This is a genomic window from Streptomyces albofaciens JCM 4342 (assembly GCF_008634025.1).
Taxonomy (GTDB): Bacteria; Actinomycetota; Actinomycetes; order Streptomycetales; family Streptomycetaceae; genus Streptomyces; species Streptomyces albofaciens.
Genome location: NZ_PDCM01000002.1, coordinates 933,131 through 954,071, shown reverse-complemented (window position 1 = coordinate 954,071; position 20,941 = coordinate 933,131). Strand labels below are relative to the sequence as shown.

Annotated in this window: 17 protein-coding genes; 8 read left to right on the top strand and 9 right to left on the bottom strand. The window is 73.7% G+C overall.

What is annotated here, in order from left to right; all coding sequences use genetic code 11:
- Positions 1-237: 237 nt before the first annotated feature.
- Together CP973_RS24565 and CP973_RS24560 are read left to right on the top strand one after the other, a co-directional pair.
- Entirely contained in the window at positions 238-1,005 is a 768-nt protein-coding gene (locus CP973_RS24565) for a hypothetical protein (protein WP_150245233.1), read from the top strand.
- Positions 1,002-2,324, top strand: a complete 1,323-nt coding sequence (locus CP973_RS24560) for a 7-cyano-7-deazaguanine synthase (RefSeq protein ID WP_150245230.1) — start codon at positions 1,002-1,004, stop codon at positions 2,322-2,324. Before CP973_RS24565 ends, CP973_RS24560 begins: the two co-directional genes overlap by 4 nt.
- A 77-nt stretch (positions 2,325-2,401) precedes the next feature.
- Here the strand turns inward: CP973_RS24560 and CP973_RS24555 are convergent, their stop codons facing one another.
- Complete coding sequence (locus CP973_RS24555; RefSeq protein ID WP_244410263.1) at positions 2,402-4,594, bottom strand: FUSC family protein; 2,193 nt, start codon at positions 4,592-4,594, stop codon at positions 2,402-2,404.
- 269 nt (positions 4,595-4,863) lie between these two features.
- On the opposite strand from CP973_RS24555, the gene CP973_RS24550 reads away from it, so the two are divergent.
- Positions 4,864-5,697 carry a SpcZ gene (locus tag CP973_RS24550; RefSeq protein WP_150245223.1) on the top strand — a complete coding sequence of 278 codons (834 nt, stop codon included), beginning with the start codon at positions 4,864-4,866 and terminating at the stop codon, positions 5,695-5,697.
- Positions 5,698-5,835: 138 nt separating this feature from the next.
- Here CP973_RS24550 and CP973_RS24545 read toward each other — a convergent pair whose 3' ends face one another.
- Complete coding sequence (locus tag CP973_RS24545) at positions 5,836-6,897, bottom strand: ATP-dependent DNA ligase (protein WP_150245220.1); 1,062 nt, start codon at positions 6,895-6,897, stop codon at positions 5,836-5,838.
- 90 nt (positions 6,898-6,987) lie between these two features.
- Between CP973_RS24545 and ligD the strand changes: the two genes are divergently transcribed.
- Positions 6,988-7,992: a non-homologous end-joining DNA ligase gene (gene ligD, locus CP973_RS24540; protein ID WP_150245217.1), complete on the top strand. Its 1,005-nt coding sequence runs from the start codon at positions 6,988-6,990 to the stop codon at positions 7,990-7,992.
- Positions 7,993-8,241: 249 nt separating this feature from the next.
- On the opposite strand, the gene CP973_RS24535 is transcribed toward ligD, so the two are convergent.
- Complete coding sequence (locus tag CP973_RS24535; protein ID WP_150245214.1) at positions 8,242-8,976, bottom strand: hypothetical protein; 735 nt, start codon at positions 8,974-8,976, stop codon at positions 8,242-8,244.
- Positions 8,976-9,539 carry a SigE family RNA polymerase sigma factor gene (locus CP973_RS24530; protein WP_150250184.1) on the bottom strand — a complete coding sequence of 188 codons (564 nt, stop codon included), beginning with the start codon at positions 9,537-9,539 and terminating at the stop codon, positions 8,976-8,978. The genes CP973_RS24535 and CP973_RS24530 overlap by 1 nt, the downstream gene beginning before the upstream one ends.
- 404 nt (positions 9,540-9,943) lie before the next feature.
- On the opposite strand from CP973_RS24530, the gene CP973_RS24525 reads away from it, so the two are divergent.
- Entirely contained in the window at positions 9,944-10,753 is an 810-nt protein-coding gene (locus CP973_RS24525) for a GH12 family glycosyl hydrolase domain-containing protein (RefSeq protein WP_150245211.1), read from the top strand.
- A 247-nt stretch (positions 10,754-11,000) separates the two neighbouring features.
- Positions 11,001-11,942, top strand: a complete 942-nt coding sequence (locus CP973_RS24520) for a Vgb family protein (protein ID WP_150245209.1) — start codon at positions 11,001-11,003, stop codon at positions 11,940-11,942.
- A gap of 111 nt (positions 11,943-12,053) precedes the next feature.
- On the opposite strand, the gene CP973_RS24515 is transcribed toward CP973_RS24520, so the two are convergent.
- From CP973_RS24515 to CP973_RS24505, 3 genes are all read right to left on the bottom strand, one after another.
- Complete coding sequence (locus tag CP973_RS24515; RefSeq protein WP_244409980.1) at positions 12,054-12,797, bottom strand: HAD family hydrolase; 744 nt, start codon at positions 12,795-12,797, stop codon at positions 12,054-12,056.
- 25 nt (positions 12,798-12,822) lie between these two features.
- A complete protein-coding gene (locus tag CP973_RS24510; RefSeq protein WP_150245206.1) occupies positions 12,823-13,302 on the bottom strand; it encodes an Lrp/AsnC family transcriptional regulator in 480 nt (159 codons plus the stop codon).
- Positions 13,303-13,561: 259 nt separating this feature from the next.
- Complete coding sequence (locus CP973_RS24505; protein WP_150245203.1) at positions 13,562-14,854, bottom strand: YeeE/YedE family protein; 1,293 nt, start codon at positions 14,852-14,854, stop codon at positions 13,562-13,564.
- A gap of 759 nt (positions 14,855-15,613) precedes the next feature.
- Between CP973_RS24505 and CP973_RS24500 the strand changes: the two genes are divergently transcribed.
- Both CP973_RS24500 and CP973_RS24495 read left to right on the top strand, forming a co-directional pair.
- Positions 15,614-17,125 carry an FUSC family protein gene (locus tag CP973_RS24500; protein ID WP_150245200.1) on the top strand — a complete coding sequence of 504 codons (1,512 nt, stop codon included), beginning with the start codon at positions 15,614-15,616 and terminating at the stop codon, positions 17,123-17,125.
- A gap of 105 nt (positions 17,126-17,230) precedes the next feature.
- Positions 17,231-18,322 carry a lactonase family protein gene (locus CP973_RS24495; RefSeq protein WP_150245197.1) on the top strand — a complete coding sequence of 364 codons (1,092 nt, stop codon included), beginning with the start codon at positions 17,231-17,233 and terminating at the stop codon, positions 18,320-18,322.
- A 113-nt stretch (positions 18,323-18,435) separates the two neighbouring features.
- Here CP973_RS24495 and CP973_RS24490 read toward each other — a convergent pair whose 3' ends face one another.
- The gene (locus CP973_RS24490; protein WP_150245195.1) at positions 18,436-19,305 is read right to left on the bottom strand and encodes a sirohydrochlorin chelatase; all 870 of its coding nucleotides are present in this window, start codon (positions 19,303-19,305) and stop codon (positions 18,436-18,438) included.
- Positions 19,306-19,943: 638 nt separating this feature from the next.
- Positions 19,944-20,921, bottom strand: a complete 978-nt coding sequence (locus CP973_RS24485; RefSeq protein ID WP_244409979.1) for an N-acetylglucosamine kinase — start codon at positions 20,919-20,921, stop codon at positions 19,944-19,946.
- Between the last annotated feature and the right edge of the window lie 20 nt (positions 20,922-20,941).

The following is a 20,941-nucleotide window of genomic DNA, read 5'->3' as shown; positions in this document are numbered from 1 at the left end:
TCCGCCGTCCTCTGAGTTGGCCTGCGCCGGGACCTGCGCGACGTCCTTGACCCGGCGCTGCATACCGCACAGTCCCAGGTGCGTGTGCCGCACATGTCGCAGAAGGTGACATTCCTGGCTGCTCGGCCGCCGGAGCCGTGGATGCCGCCCTGGCCGAGTCCCGCCCTACCTGGGGGGCGTCCGGTCTGATGCCATGGCTGAAAGACCGGATTGCGACACCACCGGGTAGGGGGCGCTGTGGGGACATCCACGCGATGGAAGGGACCGAACGGCGAGCGGTGGAGCTCCGCTGCGAGGCGGCTGGCGCGCTGGCGAGCGGACTCGCAGAACGCGGACCAGCAGTTGGAAGAGATCGCCGCGGACTATTTGCGTGTGCTGCACGAGACGCTTCGTGCCGACCGATCGGTCTTCGGGTTGTACGACACGGCTCGTGCGGCCGGTGAACGGCTCGCCGGTGCCTTGGGCTCGCTGGCCGTCGAGGGCGCGGAGTCGATGGACGCGCTCGTCGCACGTCTCGTACGGGAGGTGGGCGGAGACGGTGGCACGCTCGCCGACGCCGCGGTGCGCAGAGGGGTGGCCGCGGCGGTCCGCGATACCCGGGACACGCATCCCGAATGGGGCGACGCCATGGACGCGGGCGTCGCGGATGGCGGCTTCGCCTGGGACATCCTGTGCGATCTCTACCAGTGGTTCTTCGCCGACATGGTGGGGGAATTCCTCCGGTCCGTTGTCGCCGAGCACGTCACATCGGCCGTGCCGGTGCTTGTCGCGACCGATCCGGAAGGCAGAATCGCCGACTGGGTCGCGGAGGCCGTCGTAGGCCTGGTGCCGAATCCCTGCGAGGAGTACGCCGGAGCGACGGACCTCGCGCAGGCCGCGGACACCGCGCGGGAACCGTCGGCCGTTTTGCCCGGGGGCGCCGAGTCGCTGGTGCCGAAGGCGGTCGGCAAGGTACTCGGCCTGATCACCGGCGGGATCACCGGAGAGCCGGAGGCCGCGGCATGACCGGTCACGACGCTTTCCTGTGGTGGCGTGGTCACCGCGGGGACCGGCCTCGCGGTGACCACTGGAGGGAGATCGGCGAGGAAGCCTTCCAGGAGAAGGAACGCCGTATCACCGGCCGGCATCGCCTGCCCGGCCCGGTCCCCGACTGGGCCGAGGACCTGTTCCGCGTCGCCAGAGCCGCGTTCATCGCCGACAAGTACGTCCGCAGGACCGGCGTCCGGGACCGCTGGACCCGCCGCATCAGCCTCGGCGTGCCCGTCACGGAACACGAACGGTGGCACAGCGCAACGGTCCGTACCCACCTCACCGCACTGCTCCAGATCCTCACCGGGGACCTCTGGAACGTGGATTTCCGCCCTCTCACCGGTTACCAGGTCCAGGAAGCGATGCCCTTTCCCGGCTACCCGCGGGCATCGGAAGTCGCGCTGTTCTCCGGCGGACTGGATTCCCTCGGCTGGGCCGCCACTCGCTCGCGCGCCGATGATCCCCGTCCGCTGCTGCTCGTGATGTTCCGCGAGATCGGCCTGCTGCGTCTCCAACAGCGGGTGTACGAGGCCGTGGAGCGACTGGACGGGCCACGGCCGGTGATGCTGCTGCCAATGAGTCAGACTCCGACGGGCGACGGCTCCGGCCTGCGGCTGGAGACCTCCTCCCGCACCCGCGGTCTGCTCTACGCGGCGGGTGCGATCCGCGCCGCGGCCGCGCACGGAGTGGACACCGTCCACATCCCCGAGAACGGCCAGCTCGCCATCAACCCACCCTTGACGCCCGCACGTTCGGCCGCCTGCTCCACCCGTTCCGTGCACCCGTGGACGCTGGACCGCCTGAACGCCCTGACAGCCGCCGTGGGCGACGCCGACAGCGCGGTGCAGGTGGTCAATCCCCTGGCGCGGTTGACCAAAGGCGAGGTGTGCATGACCGGCCGCGCCGCGGGCCTTGCCCCGGCCGACCTGGAATCCACTCTGAGCTGCGGCAGGCCGCCCGCCCGCCGCAGCGGCGGCCCACCCCTCGCGAACTGCGGCGTTTGCTTCCCGTGCCTGGTGCGCCGCTCCGGGCTGCTCCACGCGAACGGCACCGACGGCACCCGGTACGAGGCCTCGCCATGGTCGGATGACCTGCCCCTCGACCGGGGCACCGACTGGCGCGCGTTGCAGCAGTGGCTGCACGGCCGGTACACCCTGACGGATGTCCTCACCGATATCCCGCTGCCACTCGACTCGGACCCGGCCATGGTGCTCGACCTGATCGGACGCGGGCGGAAGGAACTGGCCCGGCTGCTTCGGCTCTCGGACGCGGCGGGGGCCGCTGACGCGGCGTAGACGACATCGAGCTCGCCCCAGGCCGCCTTGTTGGCCGTGGCCGCTGCCTGCGGCAGGCGGCACTCCGACGGCTGCCGCTACTTCCGCCCGGCCTTCTGCCTTCCCTCGGACCGCCCCTCCACCGGCACCCCCAACGGCCGGGCCAACCCCGAGACCCCCTCGTCCAGCCGCTGCAAATGCCGAAGCACGCGATAGGTGACCGTGCTCGGGTGCGGTGCGCCGGAGCCGTCCGATTCCAGGAGGGAAATGATGGTGGCGCCGGAGGTCACCTTCGCGTCCGTCTTCTCGCCCCGTACGTGCGCCGTGATGGTTTCGATGTTGTGGGCTATGCGCCGGCCCACGCGTTGGAGGCGGGGGTCGGCGGCGATGGTCTTGCTGTAGGGGAGGAGTTCGGCGGTGGCCGCGAGGGAGCGGGCGTGGTAGGCGCTGGTTTCGAGGAGGGCGACGAGGTAGCGGACGGTCTGGCGGCGGACGCGGAGCGGGCTGATCGGGTGGGTCAGGGGGTGGGTGGAGGCGCGGAGGTCGTCCAGGGCGGTGTCCAGGTCGCGGGAGAGGCCCAGCAGGTCGGTGGCGGGGCCGCCGCTGAGCTGGTCGACGGAGGCGGCGACGACCTCGTCGAGTTTGGTCAGGACCGTGCCGAGGAGGTCGTCGGTGCGGCGGTCGGTGTGTACCGGCAGGACGAGGACGGCGGCGATGATGCCGCAGGCGGCGCCCAGGGCGGTTTCCTCGATGCGCAGGATCAGGACGTCGAGGCTGTAGGTGTTCAGGAGGGTGTAGAGCAGGCCGAGCATCGCCGTGACGAAGAAGGACATCAGGGCGTAGGAGAGCGGCGCCGTGAAGAACATGGCGAAGACGAAGAGGAGGATCAGCGCGAACGCCGTCCAGGTGTGGTTGCCGACCAGGCCCGCGAGCGCGACACCGGCGACGACGCCGAGGACCGTACCGACCAGGCGGCGGTAGCCCTTGATGATGATCTCGCCGGTGGAGGCGGTGTTGAGGAAGACGACCCAGCAGGTCAGCACGGCCCAGTACCAGCGCTGGGCGGAGAGGAACTCGCCGCCGACGATGGCGAGCGTGGAGCCCACCGCGATCTGGAAGGCGGCCCGGGTGGTGGGTCGTCGCAGGCCGGTGCGGTCGTCCTCCTCGGGCTTCTCGGCGCCGGCCAGCGCGACGTCCTCGGCGTCGAACTCCTCGCGGGACCGGGTCGTGGCGGGGGTGTCGTCGGACTCGTCCTGGGGGCCGTCGAGCGCGAGCCGCAGGCCCAGGACGGAGCGGGCGGCCTCGCCGATGCCGCGGAAGACGTCCTGGACGGCGATCGAGGCGCGCGGCAGATTGTCCTCGTCGCGGTAGCCGAGCAGCCGGTTGCGTACGTGGGCGACGGCCGTGCCGGAGTGGTCGGACGCCCCGCGGGACACGAGGAGGTGCAGGGCGTTGAGGTCGCGGCGCAGGGTGACGGTGGCGGCGTCCTCGGCCGGCATCTCGTTCTTCGCGGTGGGCAGCGGCGCCTGGGGCAGGTGCAGGGTGAGGGTGTCGGCGCGTTCGGCGGTGCGCGCGTTGAGGAGCAGGACGCCCAGTCGCTCGGTGGCGATCTCGGCGTCGGCGATACGGCGCTGGAGCAGCGAGGCGGTGGCCGGGTCGCGGGTGCCGTCCTCCAGGCGGCCCTGGATCATCAGGGCCGACTCGTGCAGCCGGGCGGTGTGCCGCCGCAGGTCGTCCAGGACCTTGTCCAGCTGGTCGGGGCGGGCGTCGAGCAGTTCGATGTGGGTGGCCACCAGCTGGGCGACCCGGGCCCGGAAGGCGCCGCGCAGCCATTGCAGGATGCGCTGGGGCGTCTCCGGTACGACGGTGAAGCGGACGACGGCGCTGCACGCGAAGGCGATGGCCAGGGTCAGGGCCAGGAGGGGCAGGGCGGACGCGGTGACGCCGACGAACAGGGAGACGAAGTAGGTCTGGAAGCCGATCAGGCCCAGGGCGGTGCCGCGGTCGCCGAACCGGCGGCAGTAGACGGCGCCGAAGATGAGGGCCACGAAGAAGACGTCGCCCGCGATGACCTGGCTGTGCAGCAGCGCGCCGAGGGAGACCGCGGCGAGCGCCACGGGCAGGCCGAGCGCCAGGGTGACGGCCTGGCCGCGCACCTGCTTCTCCTTGATCGCGAAGGTGGCGACCATCGCCGTCATGGCGCCCGCGACCAGGTGGGTGACGTCGGTGCCGAGGACGGCGAGGACGATCAGGGTGAGCGCGATGGCCGCCACCGTCCGCAGTCCCGCCATCAGCCGCAGCAGTCCCGGGTCGGATGCCGCGAAGCGGTCCCACACACCGGTCAGGCCCCGTCGTATCACTGCCCCCACGCTTCCGTACTCTCCCGTCCGTACCACGAACTGCCGACGTCTCTCAGCATTGCACGGCCGGGAATTGGGCCGACCGTGTCCGCCGGTGGCCGCCGGTGTTTGTAGCGGGGTTGTGACGGTCCTGCGAAATGGGTGCCGACCGTACGCCGGGATACGGTAAAGCCCTCCCGCGAACGTAAGAGGAGAGGCTGATGAGCTCGTCCCCGGTCGCCACCGAGGCGTTTACGTGTTTTCTCGCGCAGTTGGAAGCCGGGGGGCCCGGGACGGACGGGGGCGGCGCGCCGGACGGTGGCGCGGGGAACGCGCCGGCGTGGTTCATGCCGGTGGTCGCGGCACTGTTCGACGGGCAGCCCGTCGAGGCCGCGACGGACTGGGCGCGCCGGGTGTACGGGGAGGTCCAGCGCCTGGAAGGGCGGATTCCGTTCGGCGTGGTGCACGACTGGCACTCGCGGACGGTGCTGCCCATGCTGGTGGCGGCGAGCGTGCGGCGCGGCGGTACGGGCGCGGAGCTGGAAACCGTACGCGACTTGCACGAGCGGGCCTTGGCGGGGGAGCCGGGCACGGAAAGCGAGTGGGCCGCGGCACTGGAACCGGCGTTGCGGGAGGTTTACCGGCTCGCTTATGCCTTTGCCGACGCCTTCGCCACGGCGGCGGCCAATGCCCGTGCTTATGCGGCGGTCAATGATTACGGAGAGGAGAGGGCCGAGGAGAGGGCCGGGGAGAAGAGCGAGGGAAAGGCCGAGGAGTTCGCCGCGTATTACGAGGAGCTCAACACCGGTGCCCATGCACGGTCGTTCGCCGACGCCCACGCCCTGGCGAATTCCCGGGCGGTGGCGGCGGCGTACGCGAACGAGGACGCGCGGGCCTATGCCGAGGCGTATCCGGGCGCGTACGTCCACGCCTACGCGCTCGCCGAGGCCAATCGGGAGGTGGCCGACGGCCAGGAGGACGAGCGGTGCCGTACGGCGTACGGGCGGCTGGCGGACGGGCTGGTGGGCAGCTTGGAGAAGTCGGCCGCGTCCTGACCGGCGAAGGAGAAAGTGTTCTGACCGGAGAAGACGGCCAAGTTCTGACTTGGTTGATGGCGGCCGTAGTGCGGCAAAGCGGCATAGCGTTCGGCGGTACAGCGGTACAGCGTTCGGCGGCACAGCGGTGAGCCGCGATCAGGCCCCCAGCACCTCCGACAAGTCGTACCGCACCGGCTCCTCCAGCTGTGCGTACGTGCACTGTTCCGGTTCGCGGTCGGGGCGCCAGCGGCGGAACTGGGCGGTGTGGCGGAAGCGGTCGCCCTGCATGTGGTCGTAGGCGACCTCCAGTACGCGCTCCGGGCGCAGGGGAATCCAGGAGAGGTCCTTCTTCCCGGTCCACCTGCTGGGGCCGCCGGGCAGCCGGCCCGCCGCCTGCGCCTCCTCGCTGGTCCACTCCTCCCACGGGTGGCCCGCGACGGACTCCATCCGCAGCGGCGCCAGCTCCTCCATCAGCTCCTCGCGCCGGCGCATGGGGAAGGACGAGCAGACACCGACGTGCTGGAGGCGGCCGTTCGCGTCGTACAGGCCCAGCAGCAGGGACCCGACGACCGGGCCGCTCTTGTGCGGGCGCAGGCCCGCCACCACGCAGTCGGCGGTCCGCTCGTGCTTCGTCTTGACCATGACCCGCCGGCCCGGCCGGTACGGCATGCCGGTCGGCTTCGCCACGACGCCGTCCAGCCCGGCGCCCTCGAACTGCTCGAACCACTCGCGGGCCACGTCCAGGTCGTGGGTGACCGGCGCGGTGAAGACCGGGGCGGCGACGTCGCGCAGCGCCGTCGTCAGGGCCTCGCGGCGGTCCCGCTGCGCCGTGGACATCAGCGACGCGTCGCCCAGGGCCAGCAGGTCGAACGCTACGAAGGAGGCCGGGGTCACCTCGGCCAGGTGGCGCACCCGGGAGTCGGCCGGGTGGATGCGCTCCAGCAGGGCGTCGAAGTCCAGGCGCCCTTCCCGGGCGATGACGATCTCCCCGTCCAGCACGCAGCGCGCCGGGATCTCCGTGCGCAGGGCCTCGACCAGCTCGGGGAAGTACCGGGTGAGCGGCTTGCCCGACCGGCTGCCCAGCTCGACCTCGTCCCCGTCGCGGAAGACGATGGCCCGGAAGCCGTCCCACTTGGCCTCGTACTGTATGCCGGGCGGAATGTCCGGGGCGGCCTTCGCCAGCATCGGCTCCACCGGGGGCATCACGGGAAGGTCCATGGGGGCGATTGTGCGGTGACCGGTGGGAGCGGACGGCGGCACCGCGCCCGCCGACGGGCGGGGCCTGCCCGTACGGCCTAGCGTGGGTGCATGGCAGAGTCGCTGGAGCTGAGCGCGGGCGGGCGGACGGTCCGGGTGTCGCACCCGGACAAGGTCTATTTCCCGCGGCGCGGCTTCACCAAGGCCGATGTCGTCCGCTACTACCTGAGTGTCGGCGACGGCATCCTGCGCGCCCTGGAGAACCGGCCCACCACTTTGGAGCGCTACCCCGACGGAGTGGAAGGCGAATCGTTTTTTCAGAAGCGGGCGCCGAAGAACCTCCCCGACTGGATCCCCACCGGCCGGATCGCCTTCCCCAGCGGCCGGTACGCCGACGAGATCTGCCCCACCGAGCCCGCCGCCGTCCTGTGGGCGGCCAACCTGGGCTGTCTGACCTTCCACCCCTGGCCGGTGCGCCGGGACCGCACCGAGCACCCGGACGAGCTGCGCATCGACCTCGACCCACAGCCGGGCACGGACTACGCGGACGCGGTACGGGCCGCCCTCGCCCTGCGCGACGTCCTCGACGGCCTCGGCCTCACCGGTTGGCCCAAGACCTCCGGCGGCCGCGGCCTGCACGTCTTCGTGCCCATCGCGCCCGAGTGGACCTTCACCCAGGTCCGCCGCTCGGCCATCGCGGTGGCCCGGGAGCTGGAACGGCGCGACCCGGAGCGGATCACCACCTCCTGGTGGAAGGAGGAGCGCGGCGCCCGGATCTTCGTGGACTACAACCAGACGGCCCGGGACCGCACCATCGCCAGCGCCTATTCCGTACGGCCCTTCCCGCACGCGCCGGTGTCCGCGCCGCTGCGCTGGGCGGAACTGCCCGACGCCGTACCGGAGGACTTCGACCTGGCGACCATGCCGGCCCGCTTCGCCGAGCTGGGCGACCTGCACGCCGGTATGGACGCCCACCCGTGCCGCCTGGAGGCCGCGCTCGAACTCGCCGACCGCGACGAGCGCGAACACGGGCTGAAGGACCTCCCGTACCCGCCGGAGCACCCGAAGATGAAGGGTGAACCGAAGCGGGTACAGCCGAGCCGCGCGAAGAAGTGACGCGGCTCGGCTCCGGTCCGGCTCCGGCCCCGGCTCGGCTCTGGTCCGGCCCCGCCTCGGCTCCGGCTTCGGCTAGGCTCCGGGGCGGTCCGCCAGAAGGCCATCTGCGTGACGCAACACTTCTGGCCCGCCAAAAGGCTTCTGGCCTGCCCAAAGGCCTTCGGCGGCCTGCCCAAAGGCCTCTCGCGGTCTGCCAAAAGGCCTCCGGCCCATCAGAAGCCCCCTACCCGCCGGAAAGCCCCCCGCCTGTCAAAAGGCCCCTCGTACGCACCAGGGGCCACCCGGCCCCTCCGCCGTCGCCGTGTACGCGTCGTCCTTGGCGTCGCGCCCGCCCTGCGCGTGGTTGTACTGGCCCGCGAAGACATGCCGCCCGGCAGGCACCGTCCGCCCCGCTTTGAGGGTCCACCGGTAGACGAGTACGCCGTCGCGCTCGCCCACGGACACCGTGAAGTCGGCGGGGGGCAGCGTGCTCCAGTTCCCCGTGTCGTGCACGCCGCCGGTCTGGGCGATCCGCAGTTCCACGGTGAGCGCGGTCAGCGGGCGCTTCGTCTGGACCGTGACGTTGCTCTGCGCCCAGTAGGCGTTGCTGTGCGGGTCCACGAGGCCGTCCGACCACAGCGGGCCGTCCTCGGTACGCGGCGCGCCGCCGTCCGGGCCGGCCGGTGCGGAGGGCGAGGCCGGGCGCTGCTGTTCGCCGGGTCCGGCCGGGGGCAGCGGACGGACGGTCACCTTCTCCGGCGGCTCCGGGCCCCGTACGGCGGTCGTCACCGCGTAACCACCGGCCACAAGGGCCCCCACCGCCGCGGCGGCCGCGAGGGCGGTCCGTGACCACGGGCGGGCCCGCGCCGGGCGGCGCCGTCGTTCCGTACCGGTGTCGGCGGAGTCCGCCATGCCGCGCTCCACCCGCGCCAGCATCCGTGCGCGGTCCGGTTCGTGCGCCCGCGCCGCCTCGCGCAACCGCTCGCGCAGGTTCTCTTCCGCCATCACTTCCCCCTCCCGGAGAGGTCGTCCGCGGCACCCGTACCCAGGTACCGCTGTAGTTCCGCCATGCCCCGGGAGGTCTGGCTCTTCACCGTACCGACGGAGACACCCAGGGCCAGGGCGGTGTCCCGTTCCGACAGGTCGAAGGCGTGCCGCAGCACGACGCACGCGCGCTTGCGGAACGGCAGCCGTTCCAGCGCCTGGCGTACGTCCACGACCGCGGCCACGTCGGGGCCGTCCGCGCGCTCGGAGCGCTGGGACCAGAACAGGGCGATCCGGCGCCGCTCGCGCACGGTGCTGCGGATCCGGCCGCGGGCCATGTTGGCGACCACGCCCCGGGCGTACGCCACCGGGTGGTCCGCGCCGCGCACCCGGTCCCAGCGGTGCCACAGGGCGAGCAGCGCGTCCGCCGCGAGGTCGTCGGCGGCGTCCGCCTCGCCGGTGAGCAGGTGGGCCAGGCGGGCCAGTTCCGCGTGGTGGCGTTCGAAGAAGGCGTGGAACTCGGCCGACGCGTCACCGGTGGCGGGGACCGGGCCGGTGGTGGCGGCGCTGCGTGGGGTGTTCATGCTCATCGGGAGAGTGGACGGGCTCATGCCGGCCCTTCCGCGTGCGGCGGTGAGGGCCGGTGACCGGGGCGGGGGAGAAGGGTGGGCACGGGGCGGGCTTCCTTGATCGGGGACACTCTGTCAGCCCCTCAGTTGCCGCCGGTCCGGAGAAGGTTGCCGGGGCGCGCGGATTTTTCTGTGGGCGGAGCGGTTGCCGGGGCCCGTCGGCGGCTGTCGGCTGTCGGCTGTCGGTTGGTGGCGGACGGCGGACGGCGGACGGCGGACGGTAGACGGACGGCGGGCGGAAGGTGGAAGGCGACGGATGGCGGACGGCTCGCGGCGCGGCGCGGCCGCCGTACGGGCAACCCTTTTCCGAGCGGCGGCAACCAGGGAGCACCAACCCGGACCGAAAGGGAGGCCGTCCCATGGCAGCACCTGGCCGTCACCGCTCGTCCCGCAAGCGCTTCCTCGTCGCGCTGCTCGCCGCCGCCACGCTCGGCGGCGGAACCCTCTTCGCGCTCGACACCGCCGCCCAGCCCGCACGGGCGGCGGACGGCTGTGCGCCGAACGAGTCCACGCCGATGGGCAAGTACTGGCTCAACAACAACACCTGGGGAGCGGGCAGCGGCTCCGGCTGGACCTGCACCTGGGCCACGTACCAGTCAGGGAACACCATCGGCTGGGGAACCAACCACGACTGGACCGGCGCCCCGGAATCGGTGAAGTCGTACGCGAGCAGCGTGCTGGGCTGGCACTGGGGCTGGAAGTCCAACGCCACCGGGCTGCCCGTGCGGGTGTCCGCGAAGACCCCGGTCCGCGCGAAGTGGTCGTACAAGGTGAAGGAGAGCAGGCCGGGCGCGTACAACGTCGCGTACGACCTGTGGCTGCACGACCGGCCGGACACGGACTGGCGGAGCCGGCCCAAGCACGAGGTCATGGTGTGGCTCGCCAAGGGCGGCGGCGCCGCGCCCCTGGGCACCCGGCAGCAGCGGGTGAAGATCGCCGGTGCCACCTGGGACCTGTATGCCGGCCGGACCGACTGGAACGTGTACTCCTTCGTCCGCGTCGGCAACACCACGGCCTCGGACTTCGACCTGAACGACTTCCTCCAGGCACTCGCCCGGCGGGATCTGGTGGCTCCGGCCGACTATCTCAGCGGGGTGGAAGCCGGTACGGAAGCCTTCACGGGCAAGGCGCAGCTGGATACGTCCGCGTATGAGGTGAACGTCGGCTGACACGGCGGAGGTGACGGGGCGTCGGTTGCGGGATGGTTGCGGGACGGTGCGGTCCTCCGCCGGAGGTGCGGCGGAGCGTCGCCCGCGGGGCCTGGGTACCGTACGGGGACCGTCCGGCCTCGCCGTACCGAACGGTATCGGACCGCACGAGCCACACCGAACCACACTGAACCGCCTGTATCGAACCATCCCGCACCGCACCACCCCGCACCGCACCATGCCGAACCGTGCCGAAAGGATCCAGCGCATGTCGTCCCGCCCAGAGGTGACCTTGCAGGAGTACGTCGTGGCCGGTCCGGAGGCGGGCCCGTACGCGCTGACCGCCGGGCCGGACGGCGCGCTGTGGTGCACGCTCGTGCACCAGGGGTGCGTCGCGCGGGTGACCACGGCGGGAGACGTGACCACCTACCCCTTGCAGACCCCCACCGGCGGACCCACGATGATCGCCACGGGGACGGACGGCGCGCTGTGGTGCACCGAGTTCAAGGAGCACCGTGTCACCCGTCTGATGCCCGGCGACGCCGCCGGGGGCGGTGCGGAGGTGGTGTCCTTCACCCTGCCGACCGCGGACGCCGGGCCCCTCGGCATCGCCGCGGGCCCGGACGGCGCGGTCTGGTTCACCGAATCCGCCGCCGACCGCATCGGCCGCATCACGCCGGACGGCACGGTCACCGAATACCCGCTGCCGGTACGCGGCGCCTTCGCCTCGGTGATCACGACGGGCCCGGACGGCGCCCTGTGGTTCACCGCCAACCAGGCCAACGCGATCGGCCGTATCGACCCGGACGGCGACACCGTGCTCCACGACCTGCCGACGCCGGGCGCGGGTCCGGTCGGGCTCGCGCCCGGTCCGGACGGCGCCCTGTGGTTCGTGGAGATCGCGGCGGGCCGGGTCGGCCGCATCACCACGGACGGCTCGGTCGAGGAGTTCCCGCTGCCGGACCCGGCGTCCCGCCCGCACGCGATCGCCGCGGGACCGGACGGCGCCCTGTGGTTCACCGAGTGGGGCGCGGGCCGCATCGGCCGCATCACCACCAGCGGGCGCGTCGAAGGCTACGACCTGCCGGACCCCGCGTCCGAGCCGCACGGCATCGCGCTCGGCCCCGACGGCGCGATGTGGGCGGCGCTGGAAACCGGGTCGGTGGTGCGGATCGCGGTGGCCGCGGCGGGCGGGCAGCCTGGCCGGTGACCCCGGGCAGGGCGAGCAGCCTGGCCGGTGACCCCGGGCAGGGCGAGCAGCCTCGGCCGGTCCCCGGCCAGGGCGGGCAGCCCCCGGCCGGGGACGCACAGTCCCCGGCCGTCAGCTCTCGGCCGCCGTGATCCACCGGTACGCGGCCTCCGCCGTGAACTCCCGCTGCCCGCCCGGGAAGAACAGCCCGGCGCTGCCGAAGGACCGGTCCGTCGCCGTTTCCGGTACGTACGGGATCGCGACGCACCGCATGCCCGCCCGGTGCGCGGCCTCCGCGCCGGGCGGCGCGTCCTCCAGCACCACGCACTCCCGCGGCGGCGCGCCCAGCCGGCGCGCCGCCTCCAGGAAGATGTCCGGCGCGGGCTTGCCCTGCCCGACCTCCTCGGCCGAGACGAGCACGGTCAACTGCGCGTCCAGGCCGGTGCTGCCGAGCACCGCCTCGATCGCATGGCGCGAGGAGCCGGAGGCCACCGCCAGCGGATGCCCGGCGGCGTGCAGCAACTCCACGAACTTCCGCATCTCCGGGAAGACCTCGGTGTGCGCCCGAGCCCGCTCCAGATAGGCGCGGTTCTTGTCGGCCAGCAGGTCGTCGAGGGGCGCGGCGATGGCGTGCTCCCGCTTGAGCGTCTCCAGCGTCTCGCGGGAGCCGATGCCGATGAAGCGGGTGTGGTCCTCCCAGGTGAAGCCGGTCACGCCGTGCCGGGCGAGCACGCTGCGCGTCGCCTCGAAGTAGTTCGGCTCGCTGTCCACGAGCGTGCCGTCCAGGTCGAAGATCACGGAGGCGGGGGAGCCGGGGGTGGGAGAGCCGGGGCCGGACGCGGCCGAGGCGGGGGAGGTGCTGGCGGAAATGCTCATGGCCCCCAGCATGCCAAGGGCGTCCTCAGCGCTGCCCGGCGGTGCCGCCCACGGCTTCGACCAGCGGCAGCATCCGGTGCGGCACCCGCTCGCGCAGCGCCACCTCGGTCCGTGTGCGCACCACGCCCGGCATGCTGATCAACCGCTGGATCACGTCCTCCAAGTGCGCCGCGTCCCGCGCGACCACCCGGGTCAGGAGGTCACCGCCGCCGGTCGTGGAGAACGCCTCGATGATCTCGGGCACCTCGGCCAGCGCCTCGGCGATGTCCTCCAGGTGCCCCTGGGTGACCTCGATGTGGACGAAGGCGAGCACGGGGTGGCCGAGCGCGGCGGGCGACAGGCGCGGCCCGTACGCCGTGATCACCCCGTCCCGCTCCAGCCGGTCCAGCCGCGCCTGCACGGTGCCCCGGGCGATGCCGAGGATGCGGGCGTACTCCCGCACGCTGGTGCGGGGCTGCTCCAGCAGCAGCCGGAGGATCTTCGCGTCGAGCGTGTCCACGGCCATGGGCCAACGGCCTCCTCGGGGGGCGGGGCGGGGTCCGGTGACTGTACCAATGGCCTGGTGGCGAGGGACGAGGTGAGCCGTTGGCCCGCAGCCCGCAGCCCGCAGCCCGCAGCCCGCAGCCCGCAGCCCGCAGCCCGCAGCCCGCGCCCGTAGTCCGTAGGCCGCCCCCGCAGCCCGCCCCCGTAGTCCGTAGCCCGCGCCCGTAGTCCCTCACCCCTCACCTCAGAGCCCCTCACCCCTCACCCCAGCCCCTCACCCCTCAGCAGACACCGTCGCCCGGTTTCGGGTTGGCCAGCCGGAAGACGGGCCGCAGCTTCAGGCCCGCCCAGGTGCCGAGCAGGGCCGTCGCGCCCCAGATCCACCCGTGCAGGCTGCCGGAGGCGATGCCGGCGAGGTAGGCGCCGATGTTGCAGCCGCCGGCCAGCCGGGCACCGATGCCCATCAGCACGCCGCCCACGACGGCCGCGACCGCGGTGCGCCACGGGGTGCCCCGGTGCAGCGCCCAGGTGCCGCCCAGCGCGGCGGCCACCGCGGCGCCGATCATGATGCCGATGTCGGTGAGGCTCGTCTTGTCGGCCAGCACCGGCCCGGACAGCGCGTGCGCGTTCGCCGGCTTCTGCCAGTACGACCAGGTCTCCGGATGCCCGCCGAGCGCGCTCACCAGCTTCGCGCCCCACAGGCTGAACGCGCTGGTCACACCCCACGCGCCACCGGAGACGAGAAGGACGCCGCCGCCCAGCACCGCCAGTACCACGGCACCGGCCGCCAGCGGCCAGGAGCCGCGCAGCACCCGGGCGGCCGTGGTCCTCGCCGACGGCACCGGGCCGGTCGGCGGCGGGTTGCGGCGCGCCTGGACCGCCCGGCTGACGACCACGATGACGGCCAGCGCCAGGAGGGTGACGGCCCACGAGCCGAACCAGCCGATGTGGTCGGCGAACACCACGGGCTCGTACGCGGGGAGGTCCTTCCACAGGTCGAACTGCCAGGCGGCCAGCGTCGAACCGGCGATGAACCCGCCCAGGGTCAGCACGATCGACGTCTGTCCGGACCCCACCGCGAACAGCGTGCCCGAGGCGCAGGCGCCGCCCAGCTGCATACCGACGGCGAACACGAACGAGCCGAGGAGCAGCCCGACGCCCAGCGGCCCGCCGGACGGCGCGGGGGTCGCGCCGAACAGCCCGGTGCTCGTCCCGATGACCAGGGCGAACAGCGTCGCCGTCGTACCGAGCAGCAGCGCGTGGGCCCGCAGCCCGGAGCCGTTGCCCACGGCGACGAACTGCCGCCACGCCGAGGTGAACCCGAACCGCGAGTGGAACAGGGCCACTCCCAGGCCGAGCCCGAGCAGCAGCAGGACGCCCGGCTTCGCGCCGTACGAGGCGAAGACGAAGCCCGTGAGCGCCGTGGCGATCAGCAGGCCGACGACCAGCGGCACCCGGCGGACCGGCGGCGCCTCGGGGGCCGCCGGGCGGGGCACGGAGGTGGGGGAGGGGGCGAGCAGGGCCGGGGCCGGGCGGGGGGCCTCGACGATCGGATCAGGGGGTGCTGTGGTCACAGCGGGCTCCGTGAAGGTGAGCGGGGAAAGAGAACGGCGGGCGGAGGTTTCCGGGGTGCCTCGGGCGCACGTCGCCCCGGGAAGGTCTCCGGGGGAGCGGAGGAGGATTCACCTACGCCGACACCGTGCCGTACGGCACGGGCGGGCGGGACTCGGCGGGCAGGCCCAGGCGGCGGGCTTCAGCCGCGACAGAGCCCGTCGTCGACGCACCAGGCCGAGTTCGCGAAGAGCGCGAGACAGAGGAGGCGTGCGGGTGCGGACATGACGACGAGGGTAATGCGTGGGGGATGCACGCGGTCAGGGTGTTCCGCGATGTGGACGCTCGGATGAGACGCGTGGGGCGCGAGCGGGGCGCGAGTGAGGCGGAGCTCGGTGCGGGGAGGCGCGGGCGGAGAGGTGCGGACGGGGCGGTGGCGAGGGCAGCGACGGGAAGGCGGTGGCGCAGAGGCGGTGAGGGCGGCGGCGGGGCAGCGGTGAGGGCTGCGGCGGGGCGGCGGTGAGCGTGGGCGATGCGTGCACCGGGCAATGAGCCGCGCCATTGGCCACCTTCTGGCCCGAGACCACCCGTCTCTCCTGGGCCAATGGCTCAGTGTTCAGGGACTCTGTTGAGCCAACGGTAGTGTTGATGTTGTCATAGGCCGGTCGATGGCGCTGCGGATCCGATCCCGCGGCGCTTTTTTGATGCGGAAAACCGGCGCCGCGCGGCGCCGCCGGTCCGCGGCCGGCATACCGAGCTGACTCGCAGAAGGGTGGGAAACCGTGGTGAAGAGGGTGTTCATGGCGCCGGATCCGGGGCGGCTGCGGCTGCGCAGCGCCACCCGGGCCGTCCTGGGCGTCGCGGCGGCGGTGGCCGTGTGCGGCCTCGTCGGGCACTCGCTGGTCGGCGCCGTGGTGGGCGGGCTCGCCGCGCTGCTCGCCCTGTTCACCGTGGCGGATACGACGGTCCGCGGCCAGATGGTCACCACGGCCCTGCTGCCCCTGGCCGGCTTCCCGGTCCTCGCCGCGGCGGCGCTACTGCACGATCACCCCGTCGTCCGGGACGTGGCCTTCCTCGCCATGGTCGGCGTCGGCGTCTACGCCCGCCGGTGGGGGCCGCGCGGCAACGCCCTCGGCATCTTCGCGTTCATGTCGTTCTTCGAGGCGCAGTTCCTGCGTACGGTCCCGGAGCAGCTGCCCGAGCTGTACGCCGCCACCGCGCTCTCCCTCGTGGCCTGCTCGGTCGTCCGCTTCGGCCTGTGGTGCTACGAGCGCCGTACGCCCCCGCCCGCCGCACCGGCCCTCTCCGGCGGCAGGGGACTCGCCCGGGCGACGACCCGCCAGGCGCTCCAGGCGACCGCCGCCGGGGCCTTCGCCCTGCTGGCGGGCCAGCTGATCTCCCACGAACGCTGGTACTGGGCCGTCGGCGCCACCTGGTGGATCTTCGTCAACACCGCCTCGCGCGGTGAGACCGTGGTCCGTGGCTTCCGCCGGATGCTGGGCACGCTGCTCGGCATCCCCGCCGGGCTGCTGATCGCCGTACCGCTGCACGGCGCCGTGGCGCCCACCGCCGCCCTGATCGCCGTCTGCGTCTTCTCGATCTTCTACGCGTCGCCGGTCTCCTACACCTGGAACATGCTCGCGGTGACCTTGCTGGTCGCCCTGCTGTACGGGCTGCTCGGCGTGCTGGACCCCGGCCTGCTCGCGCTGCGCCTCGCCGAGACCGGCGTCGGTGTGCTGAGCGTGATGCTGGCCGTCCTGGTGGTGCTGCCCGTCACCACGCACTCCACGACGGACGCCTGGATCCAGCGCGCCCTGCGCTGTGTGCACCGCTGCACCGCCGAGGCCGCCGCGCGCATCGCCGGCAGCGCCACGGCCGACCCGGCCCCGCTCGTCGCCGAGCTGGAGCTGCTGCTGCGCCGCGTACGCCTCTCGCTCTCGCCGCTGGTGCACCCGCTGGCTCCGATGCGCGCGCGCAAGGAGCGGGCGCGGCGGGTGCTGGCGCTGCTGGACGACTGTGCCCGCGAGGTACGCGGTCTGGCGGCCGTCGCCGCCGACCCCGAGGCCTCGCACGACGCCCGTCTCACCGCCGCCTGCCAGCGCGTGGAAGCCGCCGTCGAAGCGCTCACCACGCCTCAGCAGGCCCGCGAAGCGGCGGCCGCCAACCCGGCCGCCGCCCCGCACCCGCCCGCCCTGGAGCCGGCCCTCGCCCACCTCCACGGCCTGGAACGAGCGCTGGCCGAACTCGCCGCGCCGCTGCGCAGCCACCCACGGGCACCGCTGGCCGACGCCTGAGGCCGGGCGAGCCCTCCTGGCGCCCCCGGCGGGCTGTTAGCGTCGGCGCGTACGCGTACAACTCCGTACGGTGTGTAGGGCGGACGAAGGGCAGGCGGGGAGCCGATGGGCACGACAGGCAACGGGCGGCGGGCGTACATCGGGTCGTTCACGTCGGCGGGCGGGCGCGGGATCGTCACGGCGGCGGTCGACCCGGAGTCGGGGGCCCTGAGCCCGCTGCACGCCACGGACGAGGTCGACGACCCCAGCTACCTCGTCCCCGCGCCCGACGGACGCCACCTGTACGCGGTGAGCGAGACGTCCGACGGCGCGGCCGCCGCCTTCGCGCTCACGGAGGACGGGCCGCGGCCGCTCGGCGCGCCCGTGCCGGTGCGGGGCGCCGCCCCCACCCACCTCGCCCTCTGGGCCGGGCACCTGATGACGGCCAACTACAGCTCCGGCAGCGTCAGCGCGCTGCCCGTACGGGCCGACGGCGGCCTCGCCGAACCGGCCGCCGTGGTCCGGCACGAAGGGAGCGGCCCGCACCCCGGCCGCCAGGAGGGCCCGCACGCGCACGCCGTGGTGCCCGACCCCACCGGCCGCTGGCTGCTCAGCGTCGACCTGGGCACCGATTCCGTACGCGTCTGCGAACCCCCGACGGCCGACGGGCAGCTCGCCGTACGCCACGAAGTGCCGCTGCGGCCCGGCAGCGGACCCCGGCACCTCACCTTCCACCCGCGCGGCGGCCACGCGTACGTCGTCAACGAACTGGCCTCCACGGTCACGCCCTGCCGCTGGGACGCCACCACCGGCACCCTCACACCGCTGACCGAGACGGCGATCCTGCCGCCGGACGCGCACACGGACGCGGATGCGCACGCGGACACGGCCGGGGAGGCGGAGGCGGCGGACAACTACCCCTCCGAGCTGGTCGTCTCGCCCGACGGCCGCTTCGCCTGGGCGGCCAACCGGGGGCACGACAGCATCTCGGTCCTCACCATCGACCCGTCGATGGAGGGGGTCTCCCTGGTCACCACTGTTCCGTGCGGCGGACACTGGCCCCGCGACCTGGCGCTGCACCCCGGAGGACGGCATCTGTACGCCGCCAACGAGCGCTCGGGCGACGTGACCTGGTTCGCCGTCGACACCCGCACCGGCGTGCCGGAACGCGGCGGGGCGATCGAGGCGCCGGCTGCTTCCTGCGTGGTGTTCGTCTGAGAGGGGGCGGGCGGGGCGGGCCCGGTGAGTCCGGGCCGCCGGCAGTCCGAAGCCGCCGGTAAGCCGCAGGGCCGCTCCCCGTACCGGGAAGCGGCCCTGGCGTCATGCGGCGGTCACCGTACCGGCGTGCCCTGGCCCGCCGACTGGAGCTTGATGCCCAGCGCCGACGCGTAGTTCGACAGCACCAGGCGGCCGACCGTGCCGTACGCGCCCAGCGGCTCCGCGGCCGAGCAGCCCGCTTCCGCTGCCGCCGCCCCCACCAGGCCGTCGGCGATCTCGGGACCGATCAGGTACGGGGCCAGGGCCAGCTGCTGCGAGCCCGAGGAGCGCAGTTCGTCGGCCGTACGCGCGATGGCGCCCTCCTCGTCCAGCGCCGCGGCCAGCACCGGTACGGCCAGGCGCGCGGACAGCAGCATGCCGGTGATCCCGGCGGCCTGTACCGCCTCGTCGCCGCCGACGGTGGCGAGGACGATGCCGTCCGCGGCCGTCGCGACCGTGAACAGGCGGGCGCGGTCGGCGCGTGCCAGACCGGCCTCGGAGAGGCGTACGTGCAGGGCCTCGGCGAGCAGCGGGTGCGGGCCGAGCACATCGGTCAGCTCGGCGGCCGAACCGCTGTTCATGATGGCCTGGCGTATGCGCCGGAGCAGCGCGCTGTCCGGTCCGGCCAGCAGCGGGACGACCACCGCGGGCGGGCCCTGCTGCTCGGGCCGCGCACCGTCGCCGACGCGGGCCTTCTGCTCGGCGGCGGCCTGCGCGAGCACGGCCTCCAGCGACGGGTACTCCTCGTCGCCGCCGTCCACGTAGCCGACCCGGGCGTCGAGGCCGGGCAGCTCGGAGCGCGCGATGCTGGTCACCTCGGACGCCAGGCCGCGCGCGGCGGCGGAGGGGGCGCCGGGTACGGCGAGGACCAGGGCGGGCGCGCCCTCGGGCGCGACGACGGGCTCCGGGCGGCGGTGCCGACCGGACTGCCGGGGACGCGGCATTCGTACAGGCAGGCCGGGAGCGGCGCCCGAGCTCGGAGAAACTTCGTCAAAGCGGGGCGAGCCGGGTGCGGGCCCAGTGGGGGAACTCATGGCGTCGCATGCTAACGCCTCATAGGTCCCCCGCGCGGCGGGAGGGTTCGGTCGGGAGGTATCCGTCCCGAATTGTCCCGCGCGGCGTATGGCCAGGTCAGAGGCCGGATCGGGCGGCGAACGGCGACATGCCCGACGGCTCGGCGCGGGGGGTTCCGGCCCGACCGCACGCCTGCCCGCACGCCCGCGCCTCCCGTGTTGTCCCGCGCCCTCGGAGTGCGCCTTGCGCGCGCTGGGGCGGGTGTGCTGCCGCATGGCCTGTGGAGGCGGAGGAGTGCGCCCGGGGTATCGGGTGAACCGTGACAACTTCGGGATTTATGGGGCGCGCGGGGTGTCGCTTCCGATATGCGCGGGCGGTGCAGTACGTCCTGGGCTGCTGTGCTGATCTCGCTGGGTGAACGCTTCGTCCGCGTATTGGACCGGAGGATGCTGTCCGGTGGCGGCCGGACCCCTTGGGCGTCGGCCAGGCCGCACCGGAGAGCGTCGGCCGGCTTGCACCGGAGAGCGTCGGCCGTCCTGCACCGGACCGGGCGCCGTCGGGGCCGCGCCTACTCCGTGACCCGCAGCAACTTCTCGTCCCTGGGCAGCCGCAACCCGTCCGTCGCCAGCGCCGCGGCGACGCGCAGCGCTCCCTCCAGGGGGTCGCCCGCCGCCAGGACCTGCCGGGCGTGCGGGAGCAGCTCGGCGAACGCGGTGCGCAGCGGCGTCAGCAAGGGCTCGCCCAGGTGCAGCAGGCCGCCGGTGAAGGCCACCGCGCTGCCCGCCGCCGGAGGACAGACCGCCGCTGCCGCCTCCACGAGGTGGCGTGCCGCCTCGTTCAGGATCGCCGTCGCCACGGTGTCATGTCCGGCGCAGGCGGCGACCTCGGGCGCGAAGGACGCCAGGACGGCGGGCCGGTCGGTGCGCGGGTACAGGGCCCCGGGCAGGTCCGCCGCCGGGCCGAACACCGCTTCCATACGGGCCAGCAGCGCGGCCGAGCCGCCCGCCCGCCCGTCGTGGGCGCGCAGCGCGGCCTCCAGCCCGGCCCGGCCGATCCAGGCGCCGCTGCCGCAGTCGCCCAGCAGGTGCCCCCAGCCGTCGGCACGGCGCCAGCCGCCCGTCGGCGTGAGGTCGGTGCCCATCGCTATGACGCCGGTACCGGCGGCGACGACGGCGCCCGGCGTCTGGCCGAGCGCCCCGGCGTACGCGGTCACCGCGTCGGCGGCCAGCGCCAGGCGCCGTACGCCGAACGCCTCGGCCAGCGCCGCGGGCAGCTCGGCGCGCAGGTCGTCGCCGAGCGTCGCCATGCCGGCCGCCCCGACGCACACCGCGTCCAGCTGCCGGGCACCGGTGTCCCGCATCAGGTCCTGGGCCGCGGGCACCAGCTGTTTGAGCAGCTGGTGGGCGTCCATGCCCTTCGGGCCGGTGCCGACGGGCTCCTGAGAGGTGTACGAGGCGAGCGGCCGCGCGTCCCCCTCGTCCGCGCGGGCCACGGCGATCCGCAGGCCGGAGCCGCCGGAGTCCACGCCGAGAACATGGCCGGACACCGGACCTGCCGCACCGCCCC

What these genes read in the sequence shown, in the direction of transcription:
- CP973_RS24560 (WP_150245230.1), top strand. Translation starts at nt 1,002, where the DNA reads ATGACCGGTCACGACGCTTTCCTGTGGTGGCGTGGTCACCGCGGGGAC.
- CP973_RS24555 (WP_244410263.1), bottom strand. Translation starts at nt 4,594, where the DNA reads ATGGCGGGACTGCGGACGGTGGCGGCCATCGCGCTCACCCTGATCGTC.
- CP973_RS24550 (WP_150245223.1), top strand. Translation starts at nt 4,864, where the DNA reads ATGAGCTCGTCCCCGGTCGCCACCGAGGCGTTTACGTGTTTTCTCGCG.
- CP973_RS24545 (WP_150245220.1), bottom strand. Translation starts at nt 6,897, where the DNA reads ATGGACCTTCCCGTGATGCCCCCGGTGGAGCCGATGCTGGCGAAGGCC.
- ligD (WP_150245217.1), top strand. Translation starts at nt 6,988, where the DNA reads ATGGCAGAGTCGCTGGAGCTGAGCGCGGGCGGGCGGACGGTCCGGGTG.
- CP973_RS24535 (WP_150245214.1), bottom strand. Translation starts at nt 8,976, where the DNA reads ATGGCGGAAGAGAACCTGCGCGAGCGGTTGCGCGAGGCGGCGCGGGCG.
- CP973_RS24530 (WP_150250184.1), bottom strand. Translation starts at nt 9,539, where the DNA reads ATGAACACCCCACGCAGCGCCGCCACCACCGGCCCGGTCCCCGCCACC.
- CP973_RS24525 (WP_150245211.1), top strand. Translation starts at nt 9,944, where the DNA reads ATGGCAGCACCTGGCCGTCACCGCTCGTCCCGCAAGCGCTTCCTCGTC.
- CP973_RS24520 (WP_150245209.1), top strand. Translation starts at nt 11,001, where the DNA reads ATGTCGTCCCGCCCAGAGGTGACCTTGCAGGAGTACGTCGTGGCCGGT.
- CP973_RS24515 (WP_244409980.1), bottom strand. Translation starts at nt 12,797, where the DNA reads ATGAGCATTTCCGCCAGCACCTCCCCCGCCTCGGCCGCGTCCGGCCCC.
- CP973_RS24510 (WP_150245206.1), bottom strand. Translation starts at nt 13,302, where the DNA reads ATGGCCGTGGACACGCTCGACGCGAAGATCCTCCGGCTGCTGCTGGAG.
- CP973_RS24495 (WP_150245197.1), top strand. Translation starts at nt 17,231, where the DNA reads ATGGGCACGACAGGCAACGGGCGGCGGGCGTACATCGGGTCGTTCACG.
- CP973_RS24490 (WP_150245195.1), bottom strand. Translation starts at nt 19,305, where the DNA reads ATGCCGCGTCCCCGGCAGTCCGGTCGGCACCGCCGCCCGGAGCCCGTC.